The 20086-nt window shown below is 46.4% G+C and carries 23 protein-coding genes and 2 pseudogenes; 11 read left to right on the top strand and 14 right to left on the bottom strand.

From position 1 onward, the window contains the following. The first annotated feature begins 188 nt into the window (after window positions 1-188). Complete coding sequence (gene rluA / locus KHO06_RS14750; RefSeq protein ID WP_081234489.1) at window positions 189-941, top strand: bifunctional tRNA pseudouridine(32) synthase/23S rRNA pseudouridine(746) synthase RluA; 753 nt, start codon at window positions 189-191, stop codon at window positions 939-941. A gap of 32 nt (window positions 942-973) precedes the next feature. After that, window positions 974-1936, top strand: coding sequence for a D-2-hydroxyacid dehydrogenase (locus tag KHO06_RS14745; protein ID WP_212581805.1), 963 nt, complete (start codon window positions 974-976; stop codon window positions 1934-1936). 65 nt (window positions 1937-2001) lie between these two features. On the opposite strand, the gene yjgA is transcribed toward KHO06_RS14745, so the two are convergent. Beyond that, the gene (yjgA, locus tag KHO06_RS14740) at window positions 2002-2526 is read right to left on the bottom strand and encodes a ribosome biogenesis factor YjgA (protein ID WP_010450448.1); all 525 of its coding nucleotides are present in this window, start codon (window positions 2524-2526) and stop codon (window positions 2002-2004) included. Between the two features lie 110 nt (window positions 2527-2636). Here yjgA and pmbA point away from each other — a divergent pair, with 110 nt between their 5' ends. Then, entirely contained in the window at window positions 2637-3980 is a 1344-nt protein-coding gene (gene pmbA, locus KHO06_RS14735) for a metalloprotease PmbA (protein ID WP_045454961.1), read from the top strand. Between the two features lie 83 nt (window positions 3981-4063). On the opposite strand, the gene mgtE is transcribed toward pmbA, so the two are convergent. From mgtE to KHO06_RS14680, 11 genes and pseudogenes are all read right to left on the bottom strand, one after another. Beyond that, window positions 4064-5419: a magnesium transporter gene (gene mgtE, locus KHO06_RS14730; RefSeq protein ID WP_010450444.1), complete on the bottom strand. Its 1356-nt coding sequence runs from the start codon at window positions 5417-5419 to the stop codon at window positions 4064-4066. A 431-nt stretch (window positions 5420-5850) separates the two neighbouring features. Further along, window positions 5851-6126 carry an HPr family phosphocarrier protein gene (locus KHO06_RS14725; protein WP_005432843.1) on the bottom strand — a complete coding sequence of 92 codons (276 nt, stop codon included), beginning with the start codon at window positions 6124-6126 and terminating at the stop codon, window positions 5851-5853. 2 nt (window positions 6127-6128) lie between these two features. Then, window positions 6129-6992 carry an RNase adapter RapZ gene (gene rapZ, locus KHO06_RS14720; RefSeq protein WP_005432858.1) on the bottom strand — a complete coding sequence of 288 codons (864 nt, stop codon included), beginning with the start codon at window positions 6990-6992 and terminating at the stop codon, window positions 6129-6131. Window positions 6993-7006: 14 nt separating this feature from the next. Next, entirely contained in the window at window positions 7007-7453 is a 447-nt protein-coding gene (gene ptsN / locus KHO06_RS14715; RefSeq protein ID WP_005432846.1) for a PTS IIA-like nitrogen regulatory protein PtsN, read from the bottom strand. Between the two features lie 2 nt (window positions 7454-7455). Then, window positions 7456-7743, bottom strand: coding sequence for a ribosome hibernation promoting factor (gene hpf, locus KHO06_RS14710; RefSeq protein ID WP_005432838.1), 288 nt, complete (start codon window positions 7741-7743; stop codon window positions 7456-7458). A 23-nt stretch (window positions 7744-7766) separates the two neighbouring features. Continuing rightward, window positions 7767-9242 (bottom strand): RNA polymerase factor sigma-54, encoded by a 1476-nt coding sequence (locus KHO06_RS14705; RefSeq protein WP_005432834.1) that lies wholly within the window; start codon window positions 9240-9242, stop codon window positions 7767-7769. 50 nt (window positions 9243-9292) lie between these two features. After that, a pseudogene (gene lptB, locus KHO06_RS14700) lies at window positions 9293-10016 on the bottom strand (LPS export ABC transporter ATP-binding protein). A gap of 1 nt (window position 10017) precedes the next feature. After that, window positions 10018-10512: a lipopolysaccharide transport periplasmic protein LptA gene (gene lptA / locus KHO06_RS14695; RefSeq protein ID WP_212581804.1), complete on the bottom strand. Its 495-nt coding sequence runs from the start codon at window positions 10510-10512 to the stop codon at window positions 10018-10020. Further along, window positions 10493-11056 carry an LPS export ABC transporter periplasmic protein LptC gene (lptC, locus tag KHO06_RS14690; protein WP_005535416.1) on the bottom strand — a complete coding sequence of 188 codons (564 nt, stop codon included), beginning with the start codon at window positions 11054-11056 and terminating at the stop codon, window positions 10493-10495. Before lptC ends, lptA begins: the two co-directional genes overlap by 20 nt. A 90-nt stretch (window positions 11057-11146) precedes the next feature. Beyond that, entirely contained in the window at window positions 11147-12118 is a 972-nt protein-coding gene (kdsD, locus tag KHO06_RS14685) for an arabinose-5-phosphate isomerase KdsD (protein ID WP_045367607.1), read from the bottom strand. A gap of 35 nt (window positions 12119-12153) precedes the next feature. Beyond that, entirely contained in the window at window positions 12154-13119 is a 966-nt protein-coding gene (locus KHO06_RS14680; RefSeq protein WP_038891160.1) for a calcium/sodium antiporter, read from the bottom strand. 399 nt (window positions 13120-13518) lie between these two features. Between KHO06_RS14680 and mlaF the strand changes: the two genes are divergently transcribed. The 8 genes and pseudogenes from mlaF (at window position 13519) to KHO06_RS14640 (ending at window position 18972) form a co-directional block, all read left to right on the top strand. Beyond that, window positions 13519-14322, top strand: a complete 804-nt coding sequence (gene mlaF, locus KHO06_RS14675) for a phospholipid ABC transporter ATP-binding protein MlaF (protein ID WP_005535411.1) — start codon at window positions 13519-13521, stop codon at window positions 14320-14322. Next, window positions 14312-15103 (top strand): lipid asymmetry maintenance ABC transporter permease subunit MlaE, encoded by a 792-nt coding sequence (gene mlaE / locus KHO06_RS14670; protein ID WP_005535409.1) that lies wholly within the window; start codon window positions 14312-14314, stop codon window positions 15101-15103. Before mlaF ends, mlaE begins: the two co-directional genes overlap by 11 nt. Window positions 15104-15105: 2 nt before the next feature. Continuing rightward, entirely contained in the window at window positions 15106-15603 is a 498-nt protein-coding gene (gene mlaD, locus KHO06_RS14665; RefSeq protein WP_005432853.1) for an outer membrane lipid asymmetry maintenance protein MlaD, read from the top strand. A 3-nt stretch (window positions 15604-15606) separates the two neighbouring features. Further along, a complete protein-coding gene (mlaC, locus tag KHO06_RS14660) occupies window positions 15607-16245 on the top strand; it encodes a phospholipid-binding protein MlaC (protein WP_005535407.1) in 639 nt (212 codons plus the stop codon). Further along, window positions 16245-16566, top strand: a pseudogene (locus tag KHO06_RS14655) (lipid asymmetry maintenance protein MlaB). The gene mlaC and the pseudogene KHO06_RS14655 overlap by 1 nt, the downstream one beginning before the upstream one ends. Window positions 16567-16569: 3 nt before the next feature. Next, on the top strand, window positions 16570-16824 hold the full coding sequence (gene ibaG, locus KHO06_RS14650; protein WP_005432865.1) for a BolA family iron metabolism protein IbaG: 255 nt from the start codon (window positions 16570-16572) through the stop codon (window positions 16822-16824). A 9-nt stretch (window positions 16825-16833) separates the two neighbouring features. Then, window positions 16834-18099, top strand: a complete 1266-nt coding sequence (gene murA / locus KHO06_RS14645; RefSeq protein WP_005432829.1) for a UDP-N-acetylglucosamine 1-carboxyvinyltransferase — start codon at window positions 16834-16836, stop codon at window positions 18097-18099. Window positions 18100-18246: 147 nt separating this feature from the next. Continuing rightward, entirely contained in the window at window positions 18247-18972 is a 726-nt protein-coding gene (locus KHO06_RS14640) for a 1-acylglycerol-3-phosphate O-acyltransferase (RefSeq protein ID WP_038891164.1), read from the top strand. An 86-nt stretch (window positions 18973-19058) separates the two neighbouring features. Here the strand turns inward: KHO06_RS14640 and KHO06_RS14635 are convergent, their stop codons facing one another. Both KHO06_RS14635 and pyrI read right to left on the bottom strand, forming a co-directional pair. Next, on the bottom strand, window positions 19059-19448 hold the full coding sequence (locus KHO06_RS14635; RefSeq protein WP_005432832.1) for a RidA family protein: 390 nt from the start codon (window positions 19446-19448) through the stop codon (window positions 19059-19061). 165 nt (window positions 19449-19613) lie between these two features. Further along, the gene (pyrI, locus tag KHO06_RS14630) at window positions 19614-20075 is read right to left on the bottom strand and encodes an aspartate carbamoyltransferase regulatory subunit (RefSeq protein ID WP_005432849.1); all 462 of its coding nucleotides are present in this window, start codon (window positions 20073-20075) and stop codon (window positions 19614-19616) included. Window positions 20076-20086: the final 11 nt, after the last annotated feature.

Raw genomic sequence — 20086 nt, 5'->3', positions numbered from 1 at the left:
ATGGTTGTCAATTTAATTTTACAACTTGTTTTGTTTTTATTTTTGTTGGTAATTTGACTTGTTAACTTTCGTTATTTCAAAAAGTTATATCGACCCTTATTGGTGAAAAAATTAAACGTGTTTTGTGCATGCATCTTGAGGGCTCTTGGGTATAATCAGCGCGTTTTTATTCTGTAGAGATCCTGCCCATGGCAATGCTTGAGTACAATCCACCAACCAATCCTTGGATTGATGTCGTTTTTGAAGATGAGCAAATTTTGGCGGTAAACAAGCCATCTGGTTTGCTCTCTGTGCCGGGGCGTCTCGCTGAGCACTATGACAGTATGTGGAGTCGACTCACTGAGCAGTATCCAGATATTCAAGTCGTGCATCGCTTAGATATGTCGACTTCCGGTTTGATGGTACTGGCGAAGAACAAACGTGCAGAAAGCGCGTTAAAGAAACAGTTTCAATACCGATTGACGCATAAGATTTACTACGCGCGCGTTTGGGGTCATATAGAGCAAGAAGAGGGTGAGATTGACCTGCCGTTGATTTGTGATTGGCCTAATCGTCCGTTGCAGAAAGTGTGTTTTGAAGATGGCAAACCTTCTAAGACGCTTTTCCAAGTAGCGAAGCGAGAAGAGCATCCTGATGGTTCGAAGACGACAATTGTTCGCTTACTGCCTATCACTGGTCGCTCACACCAATTGCGTGTCCACATGCAAGCATTAGGTCACCCGATTGTGGGCGATGAGTTTTACGCAACTGAAGAAGCGAAAGCCTTCTCCGAGCGCCTAGAACTGCACGCCGCTGAGTTGAGCTTTTACCATCCGAAATGCCATTGGCTGCGCAGCATTTTTGTTCCTTGTGATTTTTACCCGGAAGCGGAAGCGATGATCTTTGACTATTTCGACCCAGCGCGTAAATTACCAGATTACAAAACACTGCCACGTCCATAAATTCATCTTTAGGCAGTGAACAAGGAGTTGTTATGTCACTGCCTAAAGTGGTCTTCCTCGACCGTGCGACCATCCCCGTTCAAATTCAGGTGCCCCGCCCGAGCTTTGCCCATGATTGGGTGGAATACGATCTGACTTCTCCAGAGCAAGTGATTGAGCGTCTCACTGATGCGGATATCGTTATCAGTAACAAAGTGGTGCTCGACCAAGCTGTTCTATCTCAGCTTCCTAATCTCAAGATGATTGCCGTGGCGGCCACGGGGTTCAACAACGTCGATATCAACTATTGCGCTGAGCACAATGTTGCGGTCGCGAACGTGCGTGGCTATGCGACTCGCTCTGTGCCAGAACACGTTATCGCGATGCTGTTTGCTTTGCGTCGTAACTTGTTTGGTTATCACCAAGATATCGCATCGGGCGAGTGGCAACGCAATAAACAGTTCTGTTTCTTTACGCATCCGATTGGCGATGTGGCAGGTAGCACTTTGGGTGTGGTTGGCAGCGGCGCATTAGGTCAAGCAACAGCAAAACTGGCACAAGCGTTAGGGATGAACGTGGTGTTTTCGGAGCGCAAAGGCGTAACGGAGTGCCGAGAAGGTTATGTTTCTTTTGCTGAGGTTCTTGAGCAAGCGGACGCCATCACACTGCATTGTCCACTGAATGATGAAACACATAATTTGATTGGTGAGGCAGAACTCAAGTTGATGAAGCCTACATCGATTTTGATTAATACCGGACGTGGTGGCTTGGTGGATGAACAAGCTTTAGTGGACGGCTTAAAGCAAGGTGAGATTGCTGGTGCTGGGGTTGATGTCTTTACCCAAGAACCCGCTTATGAAAGCAACCCGCTGATTGCCAATATGCACTTGCCTAACCTATTGCTGACGCCACACGTTGCCTGGGGCAGTGACTCATCGATTCAGCGTTTAGCTGAGATCTTGATTGAGAATATTAACGCCTTTGAGCGCGGTGAAAGTCTCAATCGCTTGGCGTAATAGCAGAAAATAGGCATGAAAAAAGCAGACACAAAGGTCTGCTTTTTACGTTCTTGAGCGTTGAATTACATTTCTTCTTCAAACGCTTTAAGAATTTGGAAGATTTCACGGTAAGATTTTGCTGGTTTACCGGCTTTCTTCTCTTTCGCTGCTTGGCGAGCAAGTTGACGTAAACGTTGACGATCCGCTTCTGGGTACAGTTCCATTACGTCATCAATCGCTTTATCGCCTTCTTCCACAACGCGATCACGCAGCGCTTCTAGCTTGTGCAGAGCAGCAGTCGCTTGTGAGTGCTTGTTGCGGATTTTATCCAGTGCCGCTTGGATTGGTTCTGGATCTTCGTAACGCATTAGCTTACCAATACGTTGTAGCTGACGACGACGCGCTTCGTTTTTAAAGCGTTGTGCATCAGCAACCGCTTCTCGTAGGTCTTCGCTCAATGGAAACTTATCTAGAACAGCTGGCTTTAGGCCTACAAGCTCTTCACCTAGCTTTTGCAGCTCTTCCATGTCTCGCTTCATCTCGGATTTACTTACCCAGATGATCTCTTCTTCTGGTTCCCATGGCGCTTTTTGATTCTTACGTGCCATTTCAGTTGCCTGTGTTTTGATTAATATTATGACTATTTTAACAAGAATCGTGGGGAGAAAGCGAAATTCTTGTTATTCTATTGTGCATCGAATACATGATGTGAAAGACAATGGATATTAAACAGCAGGTTGCTGAGCAACGTACCGAGCTAGAACAAGCCGTTTCACGTGCACTAGAAATCGCTGCGGCGAAGTCTGATGCCGCTGAAGTCGCAATCACCAAGAGCACAGGTTTGAGTGTTTCCACTCGCATGGGTGACGTGGAAAACGTTGAATTCAATAGCGATGGCGCACTGGGTATCACCGTCTACCGTGGTCAACGCAAAGGCAGTGCTTCCACATCTGACTTGAGTGAAGCTGCTATCGAGCAAACGGTCTTAGCAGCACTAGACATTGCTCAATACACATCAGAAGACCCATTCGCAGGTCCTGCTCCAAAAGAATACATGGTGAAAGAGGTACCAGACTTAGACCTTTTCCACCCAGATGCTCCCGATCCAGACTACGCAGCGCAAGTCGCGATTGCTGCTGAAAAAGAAGCGTTGAACTACAGCGATGCGATTAAGCAAAGCGATGGTGCAAGCTACGATAGCCACTACGGCGTAAAAGTGTATGGTAATAGTCACGGCTTGTTAGCCAGCTACTCATCCAGCCGTCATAGCACCAGCTGTTGTGTGATTGGTGTGGGTCAAAACGGTGAGATGGAACGTGATTACAGCTACACCGTTGCGCGTCATCGTGATGATCTTTGGACACCAGAAACGGTTGGTCGCAACGCTGCAGAGAAAACCATCAGCCGCCTTGATGCGCAAAAGCTTAAGACAGGCAAATACCCGGTGATGTTTGCTGCGGATGTAGCGACAGGCTTGATTGGTCACCTAGTGATGGCAATCAGCGGTGGCAACCTATACCGTAAGTCTTCTTTCCTATTGGATCATCTTGGTAAGCAAGTCTTGCCGGAGTGGTTCAACATTTCTGAGCGTCCACACGTACTACGTGGATTGGCTTCCAGCCCGTTCGATAGCGAAGGCGTTTACACGCAAGATCGTGAAATCATCACCGATGGTGTTTTAGCAACTTACTTGCTAACCAGCTATGCCGCTCGCAAGATGAAGATGGACCCAACGGGTCACGCTGGTGGTATCCATAACTGGTACGTGAAGTCGACAGGTCAAAACTTCGAGCAAATGCTGAAAGAGCTGGGTACCGGTCTACTGGTAACAGAGACCATGGGTCAAGGCGTAAACGTGGTGACTGGCGATTACTCTCGCGGTGCAGCAGGTTTCTGGGTAGAAAACGGTGAAATCCAATACCCAGTATCTGAAATTACTATCGCGGGTAACTTGAAAGATATGTTCAATCAGATTGTGGCTGTGGGTAGCGACGTAGAAACACGCTCACAAATCCAAACTGGCTCGATCTTGTTGGATACCATGAAGGTTGCTGGTGAGTAAACTCACTAACCGCTAGATACGAAAAAGCCTGATTTGTTCATCAGGCTTTTTTATTATTCGTTACCTAATGGTCATTACTGAGGCTAAATCATCAAGGTCGCGAGGCCAAGGAAGACAGATAGACCAATCACATCAGTCACCGTCGTCAACGCCATGCCGCCAGCTAGGGCTGGGTCGATGTTCATTTTCTTCAGTAGGATTGGGATGGTAACACCGGCAACACCTGCAACCAGTAGGTTGGTCAGCATGGCTGCGGAGATAATCCCACCAAGCATCCAGTTGCCTTTCCAAGCAACCACAATACCACCGATGATCAGCGCCCACATGATGCCGTTCAGCAAGCCGATGGCGGCTTCTTTCATCAAGAGTTCGCGTTTGTTCGAGTCACCGATATGACCGAGCGCTAAGCCACGGATTACAAGTGCAACGGTTTGGTTACCTGCTACACCACCCATTGAAGGCACGATCGTCATTAGGACAGCAATCGCAGCCATTTGGTCTAGAGTCGCTTCAAACATGTTGGAGACAGAAGCAGCTGCCAGTGCAGCAAGTACGTTGGCACCAAGCCAAATACTGCGTTTACGAGCAGACTTTACTACAGGCGCGAAGGTATCTTCGTCGTCATCCATACCCGCCATACTCATCATTGAGTGTTCGGCATCTTCACGGATAACGTCGACCACGTCATCGATGGTGATACGACCAACGAGGTGCTGATTTTCATCGACAACCGGAGCAGATACCCAGTTACGACGTTCAAACAGGCTAGCGACATCAGAGTCACTGGTATCCACTGTAATTGCATCGTCGGCGTCTTCCATCACTTCACTGACTTTGACATCAGGTTGCGTGGTGATCAGAGTCGTGATCGGTAGTTCACCAATCAGTTTGCTCTCATCATCAATGACGTACAGCGCATCAGTTGCTTCAGGCAGTTCGCCTTTCATACGTAGATAACGCAGGACTACATCTACATCAACGTCACCACGAATGGTGATTACGTCGGTGTTCATCAGCCCACCCGCGGTATCCTCAGGGTAGGATAGGGCGGTTTCCACGCGCAGACGATCTGCACTATCCATCTGGGACAGAACTTCACGTGAGACGTCGTCAGGCAAGCTACGCAGTACGTAAGCCACGTCATCGGTGTCCATGCCTTCTGTCGCTTCTGCAAGCGCTTCAGGAGCCATTTTGGACACAAGACTGTCTTTAACGTCTTCGTTTAGCTCGTCAAGAATCTCACCGTAATCTTCTGGGTCGGTGAGTTGCCAAAGAACTTCACGACTTTTACGTGGGGAGGCTTCTAAAAGGTGGGCAATATCCTCAGGCTCCATGTCCTGAAGTTGTCGACGAACATGGACGAAGCGGCCGTTTTCCAGCGCTTCAGTGACTTCTTGGAGGGCTTGGTGAGCTTGGTCGAATTCTATTTGCTCTGCCATTCATTCCTCCCAATTCCTGATATTTACAATGCTTTGAATAATAACTTAATTCTAGGCACCTTTTAATAACAACTTATGAAAGTCGACAAAATTATTTATCGGAATTTAAGCAGGAGGTGAAAGTTATACCCAAGTGACTTCAAGATGCAGGATTCAGAGCGTTGTCATTGATTCGAGAGCAAGGAAAACAACGCAGTGTAATAGCCAGCTCTTTCCAAGTTGTTTGACGCAGCAATCGGGTCAATGACACGCTCCCAAAGGGCGAGCTGCCTTGGCTTGTATACTTTGTTGTCGATTCTTGATTTAGACCCACTAAACCTTTAAATCGCCGCCGCGTCTACAAACCAAGTCAGTCTCGCTGAACCTAGCATCTCGAGGTTACTTGGGTATATGTGGGATATCTGGCTAGAGATAATAAAAAAGCGAGTGAATCACTCGCCTTCGTCAAACTTATCTTCAATCAAATGGCAAACCGCATCAAGAGCTTGCTCAGATTGATCGCCAGTGGCGTGGATGGTCACGTATTGTCCTTGGGCTGATTCCAGCATCAACAATCCCATGACGCTGTCTGCGGTCGCGGTTTTGTCTTCTTCGTTGTCGATGGTGATCACCGCGTCGAAGCTTTGTGCCAGTTCTACCAGTTTAACCGCAGCACGAGCGTGCAAGCCTAGGCGGTTTTGGATCAGTACTTTACGACTTAATTCCACCGTTATTCCTTAACGTTCTTTTCCAATGAGGTGTGGCGAATTTGTACTTGGTGTCCTTTGTCAGCAAAGTACTCACCGATTTTTTGAGTGAGGTAAACCGAGCGGTGCTTACCACCAGTACAACCGATCGCAACGGTCAGGTAACTACGGTTGTTTTTCTCTAATAGTGGTAACCAAGTCTCTATAAAGCTTTCAATTTGGTATTTCAGATCAAGTACCGACTGGTGTTGCTCTAAGAAGGCGCCGATCGGGCCATCTAAACCAGTGAGAGGGCGCAGCGCTGGCTCCCAGTGTGGGTTTGGCAAGAAACGCACATCGAACACGTAATCTGCATCAGATGGTAATCCGTATTTGAAACCAAACGACTCAAACACCATGACTAAGTCTTTTCGTTCTCGGCCTTCCACACGCATACGTACGGTTTCACTGAGATCATGCAGAGATTGACCGCTACTGTTCAGAACTAAGTCTGCGTGTGCTTTCAGAGGCATTAAGATCTCTTGTTCAAGCTCAATCGCCTGATCAAGTGATAATGACTGACTGCCAAGTGATAGCGGATGAATCCGACGTGTTTCGCTGTAGCGGGTGAGAAGCGTTTCTTTATTTGCGTCTAAGAACAGTACTGTCACATCCAGTTCAGCCTTCAGCTTCTCTAGCGTAGTATTCAGTTCTTTGAGTTTCTTAGGGATATTTCGAATATCAATGCTTACTGCGACATTTTGTTTGCTCTCAGATACTGACTGAACAAACGCGTCAAGTAAGTTTACCGGTAGGTTGTCTACGCAGTAGTAACCTAAGTCCTCAAGTACGCGCAGGGCAACACTTTTCCCGGCACCAGAGTGCCCGCTAACAACGATTAATCGCATGGTGATCGTCCTGATTACTTATGAATCATAATGTCGTAGAGCTCTTCATCGCTCTGAGCGTTACGTAAGCTTTTAAGCACTTGCTTGTCACTTAGACGCTCTGCCATAGAGGATAGTGTTTTGAGGTGCTCTTTGCACTGTTCTTCAGGTACAAGGAGAGCAAAAAGAAGGTCGACAGGTCGGTTGTCGATAGCGTCAAATTCAATCGCTTCGTCACACTGAAGTAACACCGCGATGGCTTTGTCGCTTGATTGCATTCTTGCGTGAGGGATAGCAATACCGTTGCCGATACCAGTACTACCCATTTTTTCTCTGCTGAGCATACACTCAAACAGTTCTGTAGAATCTTGGCCCGTGTTTTCAGCGACAATTTGGCTGATCATTTCTAGGGCACGTTTCTTACTTGTACAATGGACTGCACTTTTGGTGCAGTCCAGTGACAGTATTTCGCTCAGTTGCATGATTAATGACTGTTTAGTTTTTCTTTGTGCTTATTAAGTTGACGAACTAATTTATCCACCAGCGAATCAATTGCTGCATACATACTTTCGTCGTTCGATGACGCGTGGATTTCGCCTTGATTGATGTGGAGCGTAGCTTCCGCTATTTGGTTGAGTTTTTCAACTTTTAGTACGACTTGGACTTGGTTAATGTGGTCGAAGAACCTTTCGAGCTTCTGAAACTTAGATTGAACATAGTCTTGCATTGAATCGGTAAGATCAACGTGATGGCCTTGAATATTGATTTGCATAGACTTTCCTTTTCAGTTGGTGCCTAAAGTAGGCGTTTGCGCTGACTCGAAGGGGCGATACCCAAGGATTCACGATATTTCGCTATCGTACGTCTCGCGACTTGAATCCCCTGGTCAGCCAGAAGAGCAGCAATTTTGCTATCACTCAGTGGCTTAGCGGTATTCTCCGCTGCGACCAACTTTTTGATGAGTGCGCGAATTGCTGTGGACGAACACTCTCCACCATTGTCTGTACTAACATGGCTAGAGAAGAAGTACTTCAATTCAAAAATGCCACGTGGGGTATGCATAAACTTCTGTGTTGTTACACGAGAAATTGTCGATTCATGCATGTCCACATCCAATGCTACGTCGTTTAGCACCATTGGTTTCATGGCTTCTTCACCATACTCGAAGAAATCTTGTTGATGTTCAACAATACATCTTGCAACTTTGAGAAGCGTCTCGTTTCTGCTTTCTAGGCTCTTAATCAGCCATTTTGCCTCTTGCAAATTGCTGCGAATGTACTGGCTATCCGCACTGTTTCCTTTGCCTAGTTGCGCATATTGTTGATTTACTTTTAGTTTCGGAATGCTGTCAGGGTTTATGGAGACGGTCCACTTACCATGATCTTTAAATACGGACACATCCGGAATGACGTATTCAGTGTCATCGGGTGTGATACGACTACCTGGGCGAGGGTCAAGTTGTTGAATCAACTTCAATACTTCACGCAAGTCCGCTTCTTTAAGCTTAGTCTCTTTGATGACCAGCTTGTAGTCACGATTGCCAAGGTGGTCGATGTGATCGCTTAACACCATTTTCGCCTCAGCAAGCCATGGCGTGTCTTCAGGGAAAGTTGCCAGTTGTAGCAATAGGCACTCTTGCAGATTGCGAGAGGCTACACCGAGCGGGTCAAATTGTTGGATACGCTTACGTACCGCTTCTACTTCATCCAATTCCACTTCTTCGTTATCGAAGCTTTCGTGGATTTCTTCAGGAGAAAGGGTTAGGTAGCCGTAGTCGTCGATGGCATCGATTATCGCGAGGGCGATGGTGCGGTCGGTTTCACTGAAAGGTGTTAAGTCTAACTGCCACATGAGGTAATCGTGCAGCGACTCCGTGGTCTCACCTTGGTAGACTGGCATGTCGTCATCCAGCGCTAGGCCTGTGCTGCCCGTGTTTGCGCTGTATACGTCATCCCAAGTGGTATCAATTTCTAGCTCAGAGCTGATTTCAGATTTTTCAATCACGTCTGAGCTATCTGGAAGGTCGGGTTCTGAGGCATCGTTAGCTTCGTTCGCACTGTTATCAGCAGATTCAGACGCTGATTTGTCTTCACCGTTTGCTTGAGGCTCATCGTGGCCTTCTTCAACTTCCAGTAGCGGGTTGGAGTCCAACGCTTCTTGGATTTCTTGTTGAAGATCGAGCGTCGACAATTGCAACAAACGAATCGCTTGCTGCAGCTGTGGCGTCATGGCTAACTGTTGACCTAGCTTGAGTTGTAATGAAGGTTTCATTCAGTGTTACTTACCTTGTAATGCTCAGAATCTTACCGTTCCTAATGTAATCATAGACGGAATTGTTCGCCGAGATAAACTTGTTTCACTTGCTCGTTATTGAGAACTTCATCCGGAGTTCCCGATGCGATGAGGTGTCCTTGACTTACGATATAGGCTTTTTCACAAACGTCCAAGGTTTCGCGTACGTTATGGTCTGTGATTAACACGCCAAGGCGCGATCGCGCAAGTGTTCAAGATTTTTTTGATGTCGTTAACCGAAATTGGGTCAACACCCGCGAACGGTTCATCCAACAAAATGAACTGAGGGTTTGCTGCCAATGCACGAGCAATTTCTACACGGCGGCGTTCACCACCTGATAGTGCCATACCCGCACTGGTGCGTATGTGCTGTATGTGGAATTCTTCCAACAAATCTTCCAGTTTGTCTTGGCGTTCTTCGCGAGTCAGTTCTTGGCGAGTCTCGAGAACGGCCATGATGTTGTCTTCAACAGATAGCTTACGGAAGATCGACGCTTCTTGCGGCAGGTAACCGATACCCAAGCGAGAGCGACTGTGCATCGGTAAAATACTGATGTCTTGGTTGTCGATGGTGATGGTACCTTCATCACGCGGAACCAAACCTACGATCATGTAAAACGAAGTGGTTTTACCCGCACCATTTGGACCCAATAGACCAACGATTTGGCCAGATTCTACTTCGAGACTTACATCGGTAACTACCTTGCGCTTTTTGTAGCTTTTCGCAAGGTTCTTTGCACTCAGTACTGCCATATTAGTTCTCGATTTGATTCGGTTGCAGGATGGTGGTTACGCGCTCATCCTTCGAGCTGTCGGCGACTAGCTTCTGTTGACCAATTTGGTAACGAATCGACGAACTTTTGATGGTATTGCCGTCTTGTGCCAGTTGCGCTTGACCTTTCATGGTCAATTCATCAGTAGAGATGCGGTAGTCTAACTCAGTTGCTTGGCCGCTTAGCGTTTTGCCATCGTCCATCAACTGAGAAAACGTAGCAGGCTTACCAAATGCTTGGATCTGCTTGATAGACTCGGTCTTAGGATCGCGAGTCACAACGATTCTATCAGCATCGATATTGATGCTACCTTGCTTAAGCGATACATCACCTTTAAAGATGACCTGGTTACTCTTCATGTCCACCTGTTGGGTGTCTGAATTGATGTAAACCGGTTGTTGAGTATCCGACTTAAGTGCTAACGCTTGCGGCGCTGCTAAAACCAATGCCAGTAGGCTAAGGTGTAACGGTTTCATATCGACCTTGAACTTCATCTGTCAGAGTCGCAGTGTGAGCTTTCAAGTTGCCCTGCATTGCGCCTCCGGTAGTTTCAAATTGCGGTCCAACCAACATTACTTGTTGATCGGCTTTAAAATCACGATTGGTGAGATTGATGACCAATTTATCTGTCGCCATGGTATCGAAACTCGCGCCAGGCAATAGATTCTGCATCAGTACTTTGTCGTACAAGGTCAGAATCTGGTCTTCATCAAGTACTGCTTTTGTCGCAGTGACTTTCCACTCCACGACGCTACCTTCACGGTAAACCATCAGTGTTGGGCTCTTAAAAATCGTGTCTCCACTCTTGGCATAGTGATCCAAGTTAGTGGAACGGATGATGTAACTGCGGACACCATCTTCACCATAAGTGATGTTTTCTAGTCCAGTACCACTGAACATAGGCAGTTCTAAATTTGGTGCTACTTGAATATCTTCATTGCCTTTTGGTGTCATGAGGTAATAACCGCACCACGCGACAACAAAGATCAAGAGCAAATAAATAAGGCGAGTAAAACTCATAAAATAAAGGCCTTTATCTTAGCTCAGTACTTCCCTGACCATTGCCTTAATCTGTTAAATCAATCGTTAAGTCTTTTGGGTGATGCAATACTACATCACGCCAGCTTTCAATAAATCATGCATATTCAGTGCGCCAACAATCTTATTGTTATCGCACAAGATCAGAGCATTGATGTTCTTGTCTTGCATTAGATTCAACCCCTCTACCGCTAACATCTCCGGATGTGCTGTAGTTGGGTTTTGCGTCATCACTTCACCAATTGCTGTGGTGTGGATATCAATGCGCTTATCCAAAGTACGACGTAAATCGCCATCGGTGAATATACCAAGCATAGCATCGTGCTCATCGACGATGGCTGTCATGCCCAAGCCTTTTTCAGAAATCTCGAGCAAGGCGTCACGAATAAGCGCATCAGGTGATACTTTTGGTAGTGCATTACCGAAGTGCATTATATCAGACAGCTTAAGCAGCAATTTTCTTCCCAGCGCACCACCAGGGTGTGATAACGCAAAGTCTTCCGCTGAGAAGCCACGAGCTTGCAATAGCGCAACTGCAAGGGCATCGCCCATTACTAATGTCGCCGTTGTGCTGCTTGTTGGAGCAAGGCCCAGCGGACAAGCTTCTTTAGGGACTGTAATTTGCAAATGCAGATCGGACAGCTTTGCCATATTTGATTCTGGCTTGCCTGTCATACTGATGATTTTGATGTTCAGGCGTTTCAAAACTGGGAATAGAGACAAAATCTCATGAGACTCTCCCGAGTTTGAAATCGCAATAACAATATCACCCGCGCTGATCATGCCAAGGTCACCATGTGCTGCTTCACCTGGGTGAACAAAAAACGCAGAGGTGCCTGTGCTGGCAAGCGTTGCGGCAATCTTGTTGCCAATATGGCCTGATTTGCCCATGCCCATCACGACAACTTTGCCGTTGTTGGAAAGAATCAATTCGCAAGCTTGTTCAAACTGCGCGTCAAAGTATTGGTCTAGCTGTTGTAAAGCTGAGACCTCAATATCAAGAACTTGTTTAGCTGCAGCGCGAAAATCAAATTGAGTGGACATATCAGTGCTCCAATTTGTCTTTACTTATTATGTTATTAAGCGGCCATGTTTGCGAATAGGTACACTTGGTAACCTAAGAAACACACAAACAGGATACCACCTTCAAGGCGGTTGATACTGCGTGACTTACCAAGACACATTGCCACAAGAAGGAGAGAAACCCCTAGCATCACCCAGAAATCACGACCCATAGCGTATTCGCTCAGCATCGATGGATTGATGATGCCAGGTAGACCCATAACCGCAAGAATGTTGAATACGTTTGAGCCGATGATGTTACCTACGGCCATGTCGTCTTCGCCTTTTAGAACGCCAGCAAGAGATGCAGCGAGTTCTGGAAGGCTAGTGCCGATAGCAATAATAGTAAGGCCAATCACTAGGTCACTCATGCCAAAGTGTTTCGCAATAATGACGGCATTATCTACCAGCATGCTTGCTGCCAAAGGAAGCAGTATCAAGCCAATCACAACCCACATGATTGCTTTCGGGTTAGTTACGCCTTCTGGGACTTCAGATTCTTGCTCATCAACAAACGCATCACCAGCCTTCTGTTCTTTACGGCTAATTTGCAGCATGGCAAATAGGAATCCACCGAACAAAATAAACAGCAAGATACCTTCATAGAAGCCTAAGTGGCTATCCCACAGTAAAATACCAGCAAGTACAGTAACTGCTATCATCAAAGGCAGTTCGCGGCGAATCACGGCAGAGCTGATAGAAAGTGGTTTGATGATCGCAGTAATACCTAGGATCAAAGCAATATTAGCAATGTTCGAACCGAGCACGTTGCCAACCGCGGTATCGGTTTTGCCATCCCATGCAGCGGTTGCCGAAACCATCATCTCTGGTGCAGATGAGCCCATTGCAAGAATGGTCATACCGATCACTAGAGGTGAAATACCGACGTTGCGGGCCAGAGCAGCAGAGCCAAAAACAAGTTTATCTGCACTCCAAACAAGTAAGACCAGACCGACGATAAGCAATGCTACGGCTTCGAGCATGATGATTCCTAAGTAATAAAATAAGTGAAATGAGTAACCGCTAATTTTGACCTTTTGCGGCCAAAAATGGAAGATAAACAACAAATAAATTAAAGGTTAGTAACGAAATTGTGTTTAATTGTTGCTCATTCAATCGTCGTTCTTAATGCGGTTAATCTGGAGTGAGATGTAAACACCTTCCTTTCATTTCGTCATATTTTATGAAGATTTGCTTGAATTTCGTCGGCTCTATTTAATTGAACAGTGCTTTTAATTAACGTTCAATGTGCTTATGATTGCAGCCTAATAAGTGTACCGAAGTCACTTTAGGATATTCTCGACGTAATATCTTGAAAACAATCGGGGTTGAGTTGGATTACAACTCTGTGAGAACCGCTCACAAATAGTAGAAGAGATAGTATGTCGAACAACGATTTAGTTACCGTTAACAATCTCACCTTTTCACGCGGCGAGCGCAAGATCTTTGATGGTATTGATTTGCACGTACCAAAAGGGAAGGTGACGGCCATTATGGGACCGTCGGGTATCGGTAAAACGACACTGCTGCGCCTGATTGGCGGTCAGATATACCCTGAACAGGGTGAGATTTGGTTTGATGGTGACAACATTCCTGCGTTGTCACGCAAAAAACTGTATCACGCACGTAAAAAAATGAGCATGTTGTTCCAGTCAGGGGCGCTATTTACCGACCTGAATGTGTTCGATAATGTGGCATTTCCTTTACGTGAACATACCGAGCTTTCCGAAGAACTCATCCGCACCATGGTGTTGTTAAAGCTTGAAGCGGTAGGCCTTCGTGGTGCGGCAGAGCTGATGCCAAGTGAACTGTCTGGTGGTATGGCGCGTCGTGCTGCACTGGCTCGAGCGATTGCGCTTGATCCAGACCTCATCATGTACGACGAGCCGTTTGTGGGGCAGGACCCTATTACCATGGGTGTGTTGGTTGAGTTGATCAGTAACCTTAACCGAGCATTGGGCGTGACTTCTATCGTCGTTTCTCATGATGTGCCAGAAGTGATGAGTATTGCGGATTGGGTTTACTTGATGGCTGATGGCAAAGTGATTGCCTTTGGTACCCCTCAAGAACTGAGGGACAACCAAGATCCTCGCGTTCAGCAATTCTTACAAGGCGAAGCGGATGGGCCAGTACCGTTCCGTTTCCCAGCTCAAAGTATCGAAAAGGATTTATTTGATGGTCGATAGCTTTATTCAATTTGTCGCTTCACTAGGCAGACGCACATTGGCTATTTGTGAGGCGTTCGGTCGCGCAACATTGATGCTTGTTGGTGCGTTAGTGACTCGACCACAGCCAATCAAAAACCTTCCTTTACTGATTAAGCAGCTGTATTCCGTAGGCGTGCAATCGCTAGCGATCATTGTCGTTTCTGGTTTGTTCATCGGTATGGTGCTTAGCTTGCAAGGTTATGTCGTGCTGGTGGATTACGGAGCAGAAGGCAGCCTTGGTCAAATGGTCGCTCTTTCGCTACTACGTGAGCTAGGGCCAGTAGTAACTGCGTTATTGTTTGCTGGTCGTGCTGGTTCTGCGCTGACAGCAGAAATCGGATTGATGAAAGCCACAGAGCAGCTTTCAAGCTTAGAAATGATGGCTGTGGATCCGCTAAAACGCGTTATTGCACCACGTTTTTGGGCGGGTGCTATTTCAATGCCGCTACTCGCGATGATCTTCATGGCTGTGGGTATTTGGGGCGCACAGCTTGTTGGTGTGGATTGGAAAGGCGTAGACCACGGCAGCTTCTGGGCTGCAATGCAATCTTCGGTTGAATTAGGCCAAGACATCGGTAACAGCATGATCAAATGTATCGTGTTTGCGATTACCGTTACTTGGATCGCTCTATTTAATGGCTATGACGCTATCCCTACTTCGGAAGGGATCAGCCGAGCAACGACGCGCACTGTTGTGCATTCTTCTTTAGCAGTACTGGGACTAGACTTTGTACTGACCGCATTGATGTTTGGGAATTAATCATGCAACAAACACGTAAAACAGAATTATGGGTTGGCAGCTTTGTATTAGCAGGAATTTGCGCGATTCTTGTGATGATTTTTCAGGTTGCTGACGTAAAAAGCATTGGCTCTGGCAATACTTACACCTTGAAAGCCGAGTTCGACAATATTGGTAGTTTGAAAGTTCGCTCTCCAGTGAAAGTTGGCGGCGTTGTTATCGGTCGTGTAAGTAGCATTACACTTAACCCTGATAGCCTATTACCAGTAGTTAGCTTGTCGATTAACAGCCAATACAACCAGTTCCCAGAAACCTCTAGTGTGCAAATTTTGACATCGGGATTGATTGGTGAACAGTACATTGGCTTGGTACCGGGCTTTGTTTTTGACGATGAAGAAATGCTTGTTGATGGTGACACCATCGAAGACACCAAATCTGCATTAGTACTGGAAGACCTTATCGGCCAAGTCCTATACAGCATTGGTGGTTCAGGCGATTCTGGTGATACAAGTAAGGAATAACCCATGCTTTCGAGACTATTACTTTCATTCGTAGCAGCGTTTACTGCTTTTGGTGCAGTGGCTGCAGAAGTGGATAAAACTCAGCCTTATCAAATGATGAGACAAGTTGCGGAAGTGACATTTGATCGTTTGAAAGCTGAACAGCCACAAATTAAGCAAGATCCAAATTTGCTTAAGACCATCGTTGAAGAAGAGCTGATGCCTTACGTTAACGATCGCTATGCAGCATTGAAACTGCTTGGTCCAAACTTAAAAGGTGCGAAGCGTGAAGATGTGGGTGAGTTCATCACAGCATTCCGTGCTTATTTGGTGACCTCATATGCGCAAGTGTTAACGCAATACTCGGATCAACAAATTGAATTTGGCCCTGAGCCAAAGCTGGATCCTTCTAAACGCATTACGAGCATCAAGGTTGATATCATCGACGCACCGCGTCCAAACATCAAACTTGAGTTTAAGCTGCGTAAAGATAAGAAAACAGGTGAATGGTTAGCATTCGACATGGTTGCAGAAGGCATCAGCCTACTATCAAGCAAGCAATCAGAGTGGAATACTCAGATTCGCCAAGAAGGCATTCTAGCGGTCGCGAAAGATTTAGAGAAACTGGCAGCACAGCCAATTCGTTTCGAGGCGGCAAAGTAATGGCGCAGTCTCATTCTCAGTGGCAATTACAAGCAGACATTCTTAAGCTTACAGGGGCGCTGGATCGTGATTCAGTGCCAGCATTGTGGGCAGTGGCACAGCAATGGCAACCTTCTCAAACCGAGCTAGAATGCTCGTTAGAAGAGATTGAACGCATTGACTCTGCGGGAATGGTGATGTTAATCCACTTATTAGAGCATGCAAAAAAAACAAAACTGTCATATAATGCTCAGTTTCGTGCCGGCGCAATTGCGCACTTTGTTTCAATTGAGCAATGTTGAATCTTTAGTGGCCAAACATATACAGAATTATCAGGGGTAAATTGTGGATAGCGCAAAAGTACAACAGTTACTAGAAGAAGCACTAAACCTTCAAGAAGTGCATGTAAAAGGTGAAGGTAGCCACTATGAGGTGGTTGCTGTTGATGCTTGTTTCGATGGAATGAGCCGCGTTAAGAAGCAGCAGTTAATTTACGGTCCTCTGATGGATTACATCCAGCGTAACGACATTCACGCGTTATCGATCAAAGCGTTCACTCCAGAAGAGTGGGCTCGTGATAAGAAGCTAATGTCGCTTTAAGGTTTATTGATGGAAAAGTTTCGAGTTATTGGGTCAGATAAACCACTGGTTGGTGAAGTGACCATTTCAGGTGCAAAAAACGCAGCACTACCGATTTTATTTGCGTCTATCTTGGCGGAAGAGCCTGTAGAAGTGGCGAATGTGCCACACCTTCGTGATATCGACACCACCATGGAACTGCTTAAGCGTCTTGGCGCAAAGGTAAGCCGTAATGGTTCCGTTCATGTCGATCCAAGCAGTATCAACGAATACTGTGCTCCTTACGATTTAGTAAAAACCATGCGTGCATCTATTTGGGCGCTTGGTCCTCTTGTAGCTCGATTTGGCCAAGGTCAGGTTTCTCTACCTGGCGGTTGTGCTATCGGTGCTCGTCCTGTTGATTTACACATTACTGGTCTAGAACAGCTTGGCGCAACCATCACACTAGAAGATGGTTACGTGAAAGCAGAAGTTGATGGTCGCCTAAAAGGCGCGCACATTGTGATGGACAAAGTGAGTGTTGGTGCAACGATCACTATCATGTGTGCAGCAGCGCTTGCTGAAGGCACGACAACGCTAGACAACGCAGCGCGCGAGCCTGAAATCGTTGATACAGCGGACTTCCTAAACACACTTGGCGCAAAAATCTCTGGTGCAGGTACTGATACCATCACCATCGAGGGTGTTGAGCGTCTAGGTGGCGGTAAGCACAATGTTGTGGCTGACCGTATCGAAACAGGTACCTTCCTAGTTGCAGCAGCGGTTTCTGGCGGCAAAGTAGTATGTCGCAACACCAATGCACACCTTCTAGAAGCGGTATTGGCGAAGCTAGAAGAGGCGGGCGCATTAGTAGAAACTGGTGAAGACTGGATTTCTGTTGATATGACTGACCGTGAGCTGAAAGCGGTAAGCATCCGCACGGCTCCGCACCCAGGCTTCCCTACTGACATGCAGGCGCAATTCACGCTATTGAACATGATGGCGAAAGGCGGCGGCGTGATCACGGAAACGATCTTCGAAAACCGTTTCATGCACGTACCAGAATTGATGCGCATGGGCGCGAAAGCGGAAATCGAAGGTAACACGGTTATCTGTGGTGACGTAGATTCTCTAAGTGGCGCACAAGTGATGGCAACCGACCTACGAGCTTCGGCAAGTTTGGTGATTGCAGGTTGTATCGCAAAAGGCGAAACCATCGTTGACCGTATCTACCATATCGACCGCGGTTACGACAAAATCGAAAATAAACTGTCTGCACTTGGCGCAAATATTGAGCGCGTGAGTGAGGCAGGTTAAACTGCACCGCAGTTGACCTAGATATGAAGAGAGCCGAAACTCAGGTTTCGGCTTTTTTATATCGCGCTTTCTGTCATAGTCCATGACTATGTTCAAAGAGACAATAATAGCTGTAGCTGGCGCAAAGCCGGTTCCTGGAGAACAACAATGATTGCACTGTTACGTGTATTTGCTGTCGCAATTTTCGCAATTGTGATGTTTATTGGTGGTTGCGGTTACTGCCTACTAAGCCCTCGAAACCCTAAGCACGTTTTCACCTTCGGTCGTCTATTCGGCAAAATGTCGCGTGTGTTTGGTATCAAGCTAGAGCTGCGTATTCCGGAAGATGCGTACTCTCGTGGTCAGCATGTTTACATAGCTAACCACCAGAACAACTGGGACCTTTTCACTGTCTCTTCAGCCGTTACACCTAAGGTCGTAACAGTAGGTAAGAAGAGTCTAGCGTGGATGCCGTTGTTTGGTCAGCTTTACTGGCTAACAGGTAACATTTTGATTGACCGTGCAAACCGCTCTAAAGCAAAAGGCACTATCGACCAAGTCGTAGACAGCATTAAAAATAGTGATGTTTCAGTGTGGATGTTCCCTGAAGGTACACGTTCACGTGGTCGCGGTTTACTACCATTTAAAACGGGCGCTTTCCATGCCGCTATCGGTGCAGAAGTGCCAATCATTCCAATTGTGTGTAGCTCTACTGACCACATCAAACTGAACCGCTGGAACAATGGTCACGTGATCATTGAGATGCTGCCTCCTGTGAGCACAGAAGGTTACGGCAAAGAAGGCGTACGTGAGCTAGCGAATGTTTGTCGTGAAGAGATGAAAGCAAAACTAGAAGCCTTAGATGAAGAAGTAAAACAGCGCAACGCAGCTTAAGTTTTACAGCGACATTATCGCCAAAAGACAATAAAAAAACGGGTAGCCTGAGCTACCCGTTTTTTTATGTTTGTCAGCCTGCGCAATTATTTGCGAACTGCGATTGCTTCAATCTCGATGCCAACATCTTTAGGCAGACGAGCGACTTCTACACAAGAACGTGCAGGGTAGTTTGCTACTTCGTGCTCATCGAAGAACTTACCGTAAACTTCGTTTACTGTACCGAAGTCGTTTAGGTCTTTCACGAATACTGTCATTTTAACGATGTCAGTCACTTTAAGGCCTGATGCTTCAACAACAGCTTTTACGTTCTCTAGAGATTGACGAGCTTGCTCTGCGATGTCTGCAGACACTTCACCTGTCGCTGGATTTACTGGGATTTGGCCAGAAGTTAGAACCATGTTGCCTAGATCTACGCCTTGAACGTAAGGACCGATTGCTGCTGGTGCAGACTCAGTGTGAAGTACTTTCGTCATTTGAATTGTTCCATCTGTTTAGGGGAATAAAGAGTTTACTCAAGCATCTTGAGCGTTCTTAAGAAGAATCAGTTTGCCTTTAAACATGAAGCACGTAAAGAGCAAAATACCCTGCATTAGCGGGGTATCAGTTAATTTATCGTTAGCAAGATTCGAAGCGGGAAATTAACGCTCAGTCACGATCTCACGCGCGAAGACTTTCTCACAGTATTTACACTTCAGACGGATTTCTTCCTTCTTCTCGAACACTTGGAAGCTGCTCGCAACCGGCTCGTTGTGTGTAATACAGTTGCTGTTCGGACATTCAAACACGTTGTTAACTTTCTCTGGTAACTCCAGCGCCAACTTCTTCACTACTTCGTAGTTTTCGATTTGGTTTACGGTCGCATGTGGTGCGTAAAGCGCGAGCTTGCTTGCCTGCTCTTCGTTGATGAACACGTTTTCAATCTTGAGTAGGTCTTTGTGACCGAGTGCAGATGAAGGCAGGTTCAGACCGATGGTTACGCGTTGAGAAGAGTTGTGCATATCGAACAGCTTCAGCACCTTAATACCAATTTGTGCTGGAATGTGGTCGATTACTGTGCCGTTTTTGATTGCTTCTACCTGCAATTGAGTTTCTTTAGCCATGTGATTTTCTC

The organism is Vibrio sp. B1FIG11 (genome assembly GCF_905175335.1).
In the GTDB taxonomy this organism is placed as follows: Bacteria; Pseudomonadota; Gammaproteobacteria; order Enterobacterales; family Vibrionaceae; genus Vibrio; species Vibrio campbellii.
This window is presented reverse-complemented; position numbering and strand designations above follow the sequence as displayed.

Bases quoted from the DNA above. Each gene is read 5' to 3' on its own strand.
- rluA (WP_081234489.1), top strand. From the start codon at position 189: ATGGCAATGCTTGAGTACAATCCACCAACCAATCCTTGGATTGATGTC.
- KHO06_RS14745 (WP_212581805.1), top strand. From the start codon at position 974: ATGTCACTGCCTAAAGTGGTCTTCCTCGACCGTGCGACCATCCCCGTT.
- yjgA (WP_010450448.1), bottom strand. From the start codon at position 2,526: ATGGCACGTAAGAATCAAAAAGCGCCATGGGAACCAGAAGAAGAGATC.
- pmbA (WP_045454961.1), top strand. From the start codon at position 2,637: ATGGATATTAAACAGCAGGTTGCTGAGCAACGTACCGAGCTAGAACAA.
- mgtE (WP_010450444.1), bottom strand. From the start codon at position 5,419: ATGGCAGAGCAAATAGAATTCGACCAAGCTCACCAAGCCCTCCAAGAA.
- rapZ (WP_005432858.1), bottom strand. From the start codon at position 6,992: ATGCGATTAATCGTTGTTAGCGGGCACTCTGGTGCCGGGAAAAGTGTT.
- ptsN (WP_005432846.1), bottom strand. From the start codon at position 7,453: ATGCAACTGAGCGAAATACTGTCACTGGACTGCACCAAAAGTGCAGTC.
- hpf (WP_005432838.1), bottom strand. From the start codon at position 7,743: ATGCAAATCAATATTCAAGGCCATCACGTTGATCTTACCGATTCAATG.
- KHO06_RS14705 (WP_005432834.1), bottom strand. From the start codon at position 9,242: ATGAAACCTTCATTACAACTCAAGCTAGGTCAACAGTTAGCCATGACG.
- lptA (WP_212581804.1), bottom strand. From the start codon at position 10,512: ATGAAACCGTTACACCTTAGCCTACTGGCATTGGTTTTAGCAGCGCCG.
- lptC (WP_005535416.1), bottom strand. From the start codon at position 11,056: ATGAGTTTTACTCGCCTTATTTATTTGCTCTTGATCTTTGTTGTCGCG.
- kdsD (WP_045367607.1), bottom strand. From the start codon at position 12,118: ATGTCCACTCAATTTGATTTTCGCGCTGCAGCTAAACAAGTTCTTGAT.
- KHO06_RS14680 (WP_038891160.1), bottom strand. From the start codon at position 13,119: ATGCTCGAAGCCGTAGCATTGCTTATCGTCGGTCTGGTCTTACTTGTT.
- mlaF (WP_005535411.1), top strand. From the start codon at position 13,519: ATGTCGAACAACGATTTAGTTACCGTTAACAATCTCACCTTTTCACGC.
- mlaE (WP_005535409.1), top strand. From the start codon at position 14,312: ATGGTCGATAGCTTTATTCAATTTGTCGCTTCACTAGGCAGACGCACA.
- mlaD (WP_005432853.1), top strand. From the start codon at position 15,106: ATGCAACAAACACGTAAAACAGAATTATGGGTTGGCAGCTTTGTATTA.
- mlaC (WP_005535407.1), top strand. From the start codon at position 15,607: ATGCTTTCGAGACTATTACTTTCATTCGTAGCAGCGTTTACTGCTTTT.
- murA (WP_005432829.1), top strand. From the start codon at position 16,834: ATGGAAAAGTTTCGAGTTATTGGGTCAGATAAACCACTGGTTGGTGAA.
- KHO06_RS14640 (WP_038891164.1), top strand. From the start codon at position 18,247: ATGATTGCACTGTTACGTGTATTTGCTGTCGCAATTTTCGCAATTGTG.
- KHO06_RS14635 (WP_005432832.1), bottom strand. From the start codon at position 19,448: ATGACGAAAGTACTTCACACTGAGTCTGCACCAGCAGCAATCGGTCCT.
- pyrI (WP_005432849.1), bottom strand. From the start codon at position 20,075: ATGGCTAAAGAAACTCAATTGCAGGTAGAAGCAATCAAAAACGGCACA.